The following is a 7,825-nucleotide window of genomic DNA, read 5'->3' as shown; positions in this document are numbered from 1 at the left end:
TCCACTAATAGTAGATGGAATACATGAAGCAATAATAGACCAAGAGCTTTGGGATAGGGTGCAAAAAATGATGGAAGATAGTAAAGGTAAGCCATCTAGAATCTATGATGGAGAATTTCCATTGACAGGAATACTAAAATGCCCTGTATGTGGAGCTGGAATGGTTATCTCAAGAAGCACAAATACAAGAAAAGATGGGACAAAACATAGGATAGAATATTACTGTTGCGGTGCTTGGAAGAATAAAGGAACAGCAGTTTGCCATAGTAATACAATAAGAGTTGATGATGCTAATGAATATGTCTTTGGTAAGCTATCTGAATTACTAAATAATGATAAGTTAATTAAAGAGATAGTAGATAATATAAATTCAACTAGAAAAACTATGGTAGATCCATCGAAGGAAGATCTAGAAAAGACTTTGAAGGAGCTAGAGAAGGTAGAAGCTAAGAAGAAAAAAGTTTTTGAAGCTTATGAGGAAGAAATAATAACTAAAAAAGATTTCTCAGACAGAATGGCAGACATAAAATCTAGGGAAGAAATGCTCCAACAGGAGATAAATAACATAAAAAGCAATATCCTAGATGATGGTGCACAAGAAGTTTCGTATGAGTTTGTAAGGGGTATACTGTCAAGTTTCAGTAAGATGCTATCAGAGTTGCCTTCAAGGGAACAACAAAAGAAATTATTGCACATGTTGATTTCCAAAATAACCATAAACAAAACTAGAGATATAGAATCAATAGAGCTTAATATAAATGATAACTTAATAAGTTACCTAAGTAATAGAGGAGAACCAAGCCCAGATGGAGGAGGTTCTCCTTATTGTTTTGTTTCTAGAAGAAAATTACTGATAAAGCCTGTGAATATAAAGATTTGTATATAATGGTGAAATTATTAGATGGTATCAAAGCATTCTAGCCAGTCAGCTATCATGGTAAGTAATTCCCATATTGCTAATGCACCAACAAGAAATGTACTAAAAAGCATGCTGTTGAGAGGCATGAACATTATTTTATGTTCCGCAAAATTATAAAAGAAGACAAAAAATACTGCTGATAAACATGTAACAAATTTGAACATTAAAACAACAATTTTTAAATGCTTCCATAATTTCAAATGACCCAAATATCTTGGAAAGAGTATTTTTAAAAAGAGTATTGCAAAAAATAAAATGACTATAAATTTAATACTATCATTAAGCATACCCGATAATAGTTTATCTCCAGAAACGAAAGTTTCAAATGAAGAATTATTATTCATAATAAAAGACCTCCTTTAAATATCTGCTTCATAGTTATAAAAAATTATAACTATGAAGTAGGTGAATAAATTAATATTTATATTTTACAACTACAGATGGGTCATATTGCCAATATTGAGATAGAACTATTCTTCCAGCTTGAGTTTGTTTAATTAATTCTTGTGGAGTACCATTTGGAGCTATCCAATTAGCAACAGATATATTATTCATATCAGTTAATTCAAATGGCATCAATATCATAATATTGGCTTTACTTCCTGGTTGGTTGTTTAATGTAAAACTTGATAGTGGAACTATTGTTTCTAATGTATTAATTTTTGTTGTTGGATCATTTGCTATTTCTTTAGAATAAGAGAATGTAATGTATTGTTGTCCTGCTGGAATTACTAAAGCTTGGGTATATTGTTTCATTTCATTATAAGCCGTAATAATTTTGACAAGATTATTCATATTTTCATTTGTTGGAGAATCAGAAAATACTTTTAATGAATCTTGCATTGAAGAAGCTAAATTATTTACATCAACTTCGGTAGTAGGATCAAACGTATTAACTATTGGAGTTCCATCAGGAAGATAAACTTTTGGTGTTTTAATTGAATCGCAGTTTGGAAGTAAAAATTTAGTGTCTTGAGCTAGGGGTTGTGCTAATTTGATATTTGCTGTGATTTTTGCTAGGTCATTTTGACGACCATATAGTGATAATGGTGTAACATCGATTGTTACAGATTCAGATAATATTGGTAATTGTTTCAAACTTTTTATTTCCATATAAAAAGCCTCCCTTAAAAATTATTATCAAAAACTTAACGTTTTGACAATAATAACTATAACAGATGTTATTATAGCTTGTCAATAACAAAATGTAAAAAAAATAATAACAAAACGTTATGAAAGTTGAAAAAATGATTAGTATGTGCTATTATTATATTATCTTAATTGATATTTTTTAGAAGGAGGACATAGTATGTCTGTATCTCAACGTATAATAAAAAAACGTGAGGAACTTGGATTTTCACAAACAGAGTTAGCAAAAAGAGCAGGATTAAAACCGCCAGCTATTAGTCAATATGAATCAGGAGCAAGAAATCCATCATATGAAGCGATTATTAAACTTTCAAATGCTTTAAATTTATCAGTTGATTATTTGATGTCTGGAAAAGAAGTGAATTCCGATATAATTAGTGATAAAGCAGTAAAATTGATATTAAAGATTGTTGAGACTTTTTCTATAGAACAAAAGGAAAGATTGCTAGAATATGCAAAATTCTTAGGAAAGTATAATGAAAATGAAGAAGTTCAATTACTTAATGATTCTAATGAATACGCTACTTTTATATTGAAAAAGTATTGTAATAATAGTGTTCCTGTAGACGTTTCATCAATAGCTAAGCAATTAAACATTAATGTTTATGAAAGTGATTTGGGTGAACATGGAGAAGGTATGCTTTTTAATGAAAAAGAGAAGGTAATTATTATTAATAATGTAATAAAAAATGTGCAAAGAAAGAAATTTACTTTAGCTGTTTTATTGGGGCATGCAATTATACCATGGCATGTTAAATCAACATATGAAATAAGAAAAAAGGGAACTTCAACAATATTAACTGAAGACATTGAAGAAATGGAAGCACAAAATTTTGCGGCAAATTTGATTATGCCTTTAACTGAAATAAAAAAAGACTTTATTAAGGTTGAAGCAACAATTGAAAGTCTAAAAAAATTAGCAATTGAAAAATACGATGTATCATTATTTGCATTGCTAAACCGTTTAGTGGATAGTGCAAAAGATAGGCATTCAGTTGTACAATCTGAGAATTGGAAAATATTAATAGAATATCAAGGTAATAGACCTTTAATTGATAAAATAAATTCTGAAAGTATTGCAGCAACTTTCTTCAATAATACACCTGAAATTGAAGAGATAAGAAAGGGAACTGTACCAGCCCAATGTTGGTTGACAGATGCAAAGAGTGATGAAGTTGTTTACGAAGAATCAGTATATAATCCAGCATTCAATAAGGTATTAACTTTATTAACAATAATTTAAATACATAAGAATAAAAAATTATTAGGTTTTAAATGTTAATTTTGCATTTAAAACCTATATTACTGTATAGGGATAATATTTTATGAACAGAAAGGTTATCACTTACTACTGATACGGTGAACCATATCATAAGTAAATGCGAACTTTACTAAAATTGGATAATTTAAAGAGAGATTTTTCATAAAAGACTTAGGAAATCACAAGTAATTTCCAAGTCTTTTTATTTTTGGAACATGTGAATAATTATTACCAAAAGGTAAAGAATATACTAGAACGTATGTTCATAAAAGGCGTAAATTTACCACCTGGACAAATAAGAAATATTATGTTAAATTTATAGTAGAAGAATAGGAGGAATAACAATGCCATATGCAATAGACTTATTTTGCGGAGCAGGAGGAATGAGCGAAGGTATTATTCAAGCTGGATTTCATATTTTATTTTCAAGCGATATAAATGAGGATGTAGAAAGAACCTATAAGAACAGACATGAACAACTTGGGTACATACAGGGATATAACACATTTTTTAGAAGAACAGATATAAGAGAATTGGATGGGCATATAATTTGGGAATCTATTAATAGTTTAACGTTCTTCAACGAAGAAAATCAAAGACCAGAAGAAATAGATGCTATTTTTGGGGGACCTCCATGTCAGGGATTTAGTAGAGCTGGTAGAAGAGACCCAAATGATCCTAGAAACATGCTGTTTAGAGAATATCTTAGGGTTATAAGAGATATAAATCCAAGATATGTAGTTATGGAAAATGTGGAGGGATTTAACGATACTAGATTTGATGGATTTCAAAGTTTTGATGGTGAGATTTATGAAGATAATACATTAGTTAGGGAAATATTAATTAATGAGTTTAATAAATTGCACTATAATGTTCTAGAACCAAGAGTACTTGATGCATCTGATTATGGTGTTCCTCAAAGGAGACGACGTGCTATATTCATAGCGTATAGGAATGGAGAAAATATACCTCGTTACCCTGAACCAACACATATTGGTGATGATAAATTAACTGTTTTAGATGCTATATCGGATTTAATAAAGGATGATAACATAAGAAGAGCAGTTAGTACTAACTTAACTCAGTATCAAATCGAATCTAGGCAAGGTCGTACACCTACGGTACAAGGAAATATTCCATTAGGAGATAGAGCGTTGACCAATATTGAAATATCAAGGCATTCTCCAATAATAGTGGAGAGGTCTTCTTTATATAATGAAGGTGAGGATAGTGCTGCACTAAAAAGAAGAATAATATCTAATGGAATAGATATTAGAGGAAAAGTATCATTAATTAATGAATGCACTGAAAAACTTAATATAAATGAAGAAGAATTAATTAGAAGATTTGGAAATGCTGATGTAACTGAAGAAATGATTCGAGTTCTCTTAACAAAGAAGTCTATAAGAACTAGATTATCTAGAAATAGACCTTCAAATACAGTTGTAACTTTACCAGATGATTATATATCACCTTTTGAGAACAGAATGTTTTCGGTAAGAGAGATGGCAAGATTGCAATCTTTTGATGATAATTTTGAATTTCTAGGAAAAAGAACTACTGGTGGACAAAGAAGAAGAAGCGAAGTTCCACAATATTCTCAAGTAGGAAATGCAGTTCCTCCATTGTTAGCAAGAGCAGTAGCAAATGAAATAATGAGAGCATTAATGTGATTTATTATAGAGGTACTTTATTAGTACCTCTATTGTTTTAAAGTTTTATTTCTTCAGTTTGACCAAATAGAAGGTGTCTATATTTTGGCTTTAATCTAAAGCAATGTCCCTTATCTTTGTAACCGCTACGATCGGGCTTAACTCTTCCACGCCAATCATAAGTAATGATTCCTTGAGAAATTAATAATAAAAATGAGCTGAATATAGGAGAACAAGTATGTTCAACAGACTCGTAGTTAAAATAAATTTCGTCATGTTTGTCTACTTTTTTACCAATAACCCAGAGCGTTTCGGGATGTTTAGAATAAAGACGTTCTTTCAATTCGTCAAAAGTCCAAATGCATGTATCTGATACAGAACCATTAGAATCTTTATACTTTTGGATAACAACTTGATTGTCTTCATCAACTTCTAAATATAAACCTTGGGCATTAGGCTTGTTAGAAACAGTAACATATAGGTCGATAAAATCATCATGTTTTCTGGATTTATATCCGAATGTTAAAATCATATCTGTAGATGTCTGAATGTTACTTTCATTCCAATTAGGAACCATGCTAAATAACGTATCTTTAGTTTTTACACCTTTACGTTTAGCTTTTAGTTCTATTAAACCTCTAAAGTCAGCAAGTTTACTTGAATTAGATGGAATATCAAATTCTCTTTCTAGGGTATCTCCAATGTCCTTTGGATTTAGTTTATAAGGTGAAACACTTAATATATCTTGATGTGCAAGTTTTTTTAGTATATTAATACAATCATTAATATTAGATGAATCATCGTTTTTAAAGAAATTCGAAATTTCACCAATATTAAAATAATGTGAAACAAGTGGAATAATACATACTTGATTATTATATATGGTTATATATATTAATTCACCTTTGCGTATAATCTTTTTTAATCCATATATCCAAAAACGAGGGTCACCTTTTTTTGTTTTTGGGCGATAGCAACTTATCTGTACAGGATAAGCTTCATCTGACAATAGTATTGCATCTAGTATTATTTTATCGCCACCGGGAGTAATAGAAGAGTAGTCTATAATTTCATTTTCTTTAAATAGATTACGCATGCCTTCTCCAGCATCAATTATTGATTTTTCGAGCATAGTAGAAGTCAATCTTATAAGAGAGTATTCTGCATGATGTATACTGATTATTTTTGACAATAGATCCATTTCTTTAGTGTCTGGTGTAAATACCATAAAACCACTTCCTTTTATTAAAATAGCCACATATAAATAATTAAAACATGTGGGTAAATCCACCATAGAATCACGAGTTTAGTAGTAAAACTCGATGTGGATTTGCAACTTAAAATAAGTATAACTAATTATACTCAAAATGTAAACAGAAAAAAATAGACATATTGTTACAATATATTTGCATATATAGTTATGACAAGAAGTAAAGAGCTTAAAAAAGTTATACTGAAAAATTATATATTATTATCGCAGTAATAATTTACATATAAGGAGGAATCAATTTTGAAAAAATATAATAACATATTAGAGAGTGACAGAAAATCAATAACAGAATTTCTTCAATGGAATGATAAAAATGGATGCTATACAGATGAAAATTGTGATATTGAAGGAGTAGAAAGAATGACTTATGAAGATGCAGTAAAATATTTCTTTGGAGTTATGAATGAAGATTTCTATTACAATATTACAGATAATATTTTTGAGCTTACATATGAGGATGTAATAAGATATGCCAAAGAAAATAATTTGTATGATAAAACAATGTGCAAGTTAGAAATGCTGTTTAATCAAAAAAATATAGCAGAAACATTTTATAGAGGGTTATTAGATTAGGATTAAAATAAATATAGCTTTAAAAAGATAAATATGTTTGTTATACTCTACATAAAATATAATTAATGTGGGGTGTAGACTAATGATAGAATGCGAAAGATGTGGAAGAGATTTTCATGCAGATGAAATAGAAAGTTGTCCTAAATGTGATAAAGAATTATGTACTGATTGCTATAATAAGCATGTAGGCAAATGTATGCTTAAAGGCGAATTTGAGGATTAAGACAGTTAGCGTTGCTAGAATTATTTAGGGTAATAATACTAAAAATAAATATATATTATAATAATAGATTAATATAAGTAAAGGTAATACTTGGAGTAATAGTAGCTTTGAGTATTACCTTTTCTATTTTTAGGAGGAATTGAATATGAAAAAAGTATATAAATTGGAACAACTAGAAGCACTAAAAACAAAATGCTCGAAGGAAATGCTAAAAGAGGCAGAAGAAATAATAAGGCTACTAGATGAAAACTATTCTGAAAACAGAGAACTAGAAGACATGGGAGGGTATATTGCAATATTGGAATCAAAAGAAGATGTTGCAGAAATAAAAGTTAATAGTATAAAAGGACTACTTCCAGAATATACAGACATTATAAAGAGTGATGATGGTATTGATTACTATTCATCACTTTTTCTATTATCCGATGATTATTCGATTGTAGTATATTCAACTAAGGAGCTTCATGAAATTCTAATAGAAAAGGAGTTGTAATTGAAATGGCAAAGCAGAGTGAAACTAAAATAATAAAAGAAACAAGCTATTGCAAAATCTATAATAAAGTCAGTATAGAAGATGATGATTATTATAGTTGCATAGAAAGAATTGAAGTAAAGGAAAAACAAAGGGAAGAAATAAGATTTGCATTGTACAAAGATACAATAAGAGGAGATAACAGATACATTCCCAGAAGTCTTGATGTAACTGAAATACAACTGTTGGAGCTAATAAAAAAGGCTATTCAAAACAAAGTGTTTTCAGATGAATTCACTGATATGC

The 7,825-nt window shown here is 29.4% G+C and carries 10 protein-coding genes; 7 read left to right on the top strand and 3 right to left on the bottom strand.

The features are described from left to right. On the top strand, window positions 1-886 hold an 886-nt coding region (locus LLF98_RS04895; protein WP_291701434.1), incomplete at its 5' end, for a recombinase zinc beta ribbon domain-containing protein. Between the two features lie 11 nt (window positions 887-897). Here LLF98_RS04895 and LLF98_RS04890 read toward each other — a convergent pair. Together LLF98_RS04890 and LLF98_RS04885 are read right to left on the bottom strand one after the other, a co-directional pair. After that, a complete protein-coding gene (locus LLF98_RS04890; protein WP_291701432.1) occupies window positions 898-1,263 on the bottom strand; it encodes a hypothetical protein in 366 nt (121 codons plus the stop codon). A 70-nt stretch (window positions 1,264-1,333) separates the two neighbouring features. Next, window positions 1,334-2,032, bottom strand: a complete 699-nt coding sequence (locus LLF98_RS04885) for a hypothetical protein (RefSeq protein WP_291701430.1) — start codon at window positions 2,030-2,032, stop codon at window positions 1,334-1,336. Between the two features lie 196 nt (window positions 2,033-2,228). Between LLF98_RS04885 and LLF98_RS04880 the strand changes: the two genes are divergently transcribed. Both LLF98_RS04880 and LLF98_RS04875 read left to right on the top strand, forming a co-directional pair. Then, complete coding sequence (locus LLF98_RS04880) at window positions 2,229-3,311, top strand: helix-turn-helix domain-containing protein (protein WP_291701428.1); 1,083 nt, start codon at window positions 2,229-2,231, stop codon at window positions 3,309-3,311. Window positions 3,312-3,673: 362 nt separating this feature from the next. Then, window positions 3,674-5,002, top strand: coding sequence for a DNA cytosine methyltransferase (locus tag LLF98_RS04875; protein ID WP_291701427.1), 1,329 nt, complete (start codon window positions 3,674-3,676; stop codon window positions 5,000-5,002). Between the two features lie 37 nt (window positions 5,003-5,039). Here LLF98_RS04875 and LLF98_RS04870 read toward each other — a convergent pair whose 3' ends face one another. After that, a complete protein-coding gene (locus tag LLF98_RS04870; protein ID WP_291701425.1) occupies window positions 5,040-6,275 on the bottom strand; it encodes an MvaI/BcnI family restriction endonuclease in 1,236 nt (411 codons plus the stop codon). A 216-nt stretch (window positions 6,276-6,491) separates the two neighbouring features. Between LLF98_RS04870 and LLF98_RS04865 the strand changes: the two genes are divergently transcribed. The 4 genes from LLF98_RS04865 to LLF98_RS04850 all read left to right on the top strand — a co-directional run. Next, complete coding sequence (locus LLF98_RS04865) at window positions 6,492-6,824, top strand: hypothetical protein (protein ID WP_291701423.1); 333 nt, start codon at window positions 6,492-6,494, stop codon at window positions 6,822-6,824. 82 nt (window positions 6,825-6,906) lie between these two features. Next, window positions 6,907-7,047: a hypothetical protein gene (locus tag LLF98_RS04860; RefSeq protein ID WP_291701421.1), complete on the top strand. Its 141-nt coding sequence runs from the start codon at window positions 6,907-6,909 to the stop codon at window positions 7,045-7,047. 145 nt (window positions 7,048-7,192) lie between these two features. Further along, on the top strand, window positions 7,193-7,540 hold the full coding sequence (locus LLF98_RS04855; protein WP_291701420.1) for a hypothetical protein: 348 nt from the start codon (window positions 7,193-7,195) through the stop codon (window positions 7,538-7,540). Between the two features lie 5 nt (window positions 7,541-7,545). Further along, a partial coding sequence (locus LLF98_RS04850; RefSeq protein ID WP_291701418.1) for a hypothetical protein occupies window positions 7,546-7,825 on the top strand: 280 nt, incomplete at its 3' end.

The sequence above is a fragment of the Clostridium sp. genome (assembly GCF_021372645.1).
Lineage (GTDB): Bacteria > Bacillota > Clostridia > Clostridiales > Clostridiaceae > Clostridium.
The sequence above is the reverse complement of the archived record's forward strand: the minus strand, read 5'-3'. Positions and strand labels throughout refer to the sequence as shown.